2 protein-coding genes are annotated in these 1890 nt (G+C 54.9%); both read right to left on the reverse strand.

The annotated features are described in order from the left end of the window. Nucleotides 1-375: 375 nt before the first annotated feature. On the reverse strand, nucleotides 376-645 hold the full coding sequence (locus ALO64_RS10745) for a PAAR domain-containing protein (RefSeq protein WP_003424462.1): 270 nt from the start codon (nucleotides 643-645) through the stop codon (nucleotides 376-378). Further along, nucleotides 642-1890: type VI lipase adapter Tla3 domain-containing protein (locus tag ALO64_RS10750; protein WP_054991712.1), on the reverse strand; the 1249-nt coding region annotated here is incomplete at its 5' end. The genes ALO64_RS10745 and ALO64_RS10750, both read right to left, overlap by 4 nt.

Raw genomic sequence — 1890 nt, forward strand, 5'->3', positions numbered from 1 at the left:
AAAATTTCTGACAGTCTCAGCAGCTTCGACTATCCTGATCGCTGGGTTTAACATCCTCCTGAAGGTTGTATGCAGTATGAGTTTTCGGCGGTACTGAGCGATCTGAACGATTACTTTTTCTCGGTGACTTACTGCTGCTTAAGGCTTCAAGGAGGATCATCAACTTCCCGACGATCTAGTCGGGGAGTTCATAGCCCTGTGTTCACGCTAGCTGGCTCGACTCCCGATTTTCTCAAACCCCATAGCCGAATAGGGCACAGGCGCGATGGTCAGATTTTGCGTGTAGAGCATGGTTGTACCCACCTCTTTAAAGTCACGAAATTCAATATCGTTTTACTGTGCCTTCGTTGTATGGCCTGATCACAAATAAAATCCTTAGACCACTCGCACGTTCATGGCATGGCTGGCCACACCTTGGCAGCCGCACGCCAGTCGGTGGCCGTGCAGAACCACCGGAATACCGTTCAGCTTTCGGGTGGGGTGGCCTTCGATAAAGGCAAATTCACCGGCATGAAGCGGGCAGGTGGCTTTGTCACCCAGCACGGCTGGAGGCTTGCCGTTGAGGGTGTGGGTGCCTGCCAATTGGCAGGACACCACTCGGCCACCACTGCTGGTGGCGTCGCCCAGACAGACGGGATAACTCACTCTGCAGGTGCCCCGCCGGTTGGCGAGCCAAAGGTGAACGGGTCTGCGCCGCGGTTCTGGCTGTTCTTCGCCTTGCGGGCTTCATCGGGCGGGCGGACCATTTGTACGGTCAGGCTGCCATCGGTGCCGGCGTAGATCACAGCGCTGACGCCGCCATCCTTGTAACTGGCGATGGTTGCCAGATTGATCTCGACCAGCGCACCACTGACCCCGGTATTGCCCAGACGGCGGCCAATGTCGTAGCCCTCTTCGACATTGCCCAGCTCAAGACCGTGGCCGTCCTTGTTCAGGTCGTGGAGGGCGTTGTTCAGAGCGATTTCCGCTTCCGGGTTGTTGGTGCTGTCGTAGAACACCCGTACAGGTTTCTGACCGTCGGGCAAGGTATCCAACGCCTGCACCCATGCGGCTTGCAAGGCTTTGGCTTGCAAAGCAGGTTTCAAGCGCTTGCCGTTTTCATCCTGCATGGGCGCCTTGATCGGGCGATGCAGATAGCCGAGCACTGGAGCAGCGTCGAACTCCTTGACCTGATGCTGACCCCAGCGAATCGGCAGCCACGGGGAAGGCTCGAAGTTGCCAGGGCCGCGATTGCTGATGGTTTTCCAGAGGGTAGGGAGCTGGGCTTGCCAGTAGGCGGTGGACATGGTGCCTGGAGCGTAGGGGCTTTCAATCCCCTTGGCGCTCTCCGCGCTTTCGTACCAGTCTGAAAATGCTTTATCACGGCTCCAATAAAAAGCCCAAAGTTTGCCCAGATCGGTATTTTTGTTTTGATTGTCTTCTTTTTCGCTTATCGCATAAGGACGAATATACCGGTCTACACGATCCGAACGGGTGACAATTAGGCCTGTCATGCTTTCGAACACGGTCGGTACGACCTGAGCATTTTTGGGCAGGCCGGGGGTACCACGTTTACGATAAATATTTCGTGTGACGTCGCCGTCCTGACTTGCGATCAATGCTTGTGGGACCTGCGGATTATCGTTGAAGAACTTGAAAAGTCGCTCAATCATGGCTTGAGCATTGCTCGTGCTCTCATCGTCCTGCCATAGGAATAGCGTGACGCCGAGAGTAGCAGCATTGCGACCGGCGTTGATCAGGTTTGCGGCTCTGTAGGGTTTTTCATATGGATTAGGTGGGCCAAGCGCGAAGACTGGAATCGGCCAATAGGCTACGGATTCAGACGCTGAATGTTTGAAAGCGACTTGTAATTTTATATCTGCGCTGATCTCTTTAGGGAAGCTCCGAGCA

Origin of the sequence: Pseudomonas meliae (assembly GCF_001400515.1) — a bacterium.
Taxonomy (GTDB): domain Bacteria; phylum Pseudomonadota; class Gammaproteobacteria; order Pseudomonadales; family Pseudomonadaceae; genus Aquipseudomonas; species Aquipseudomonas amygdali.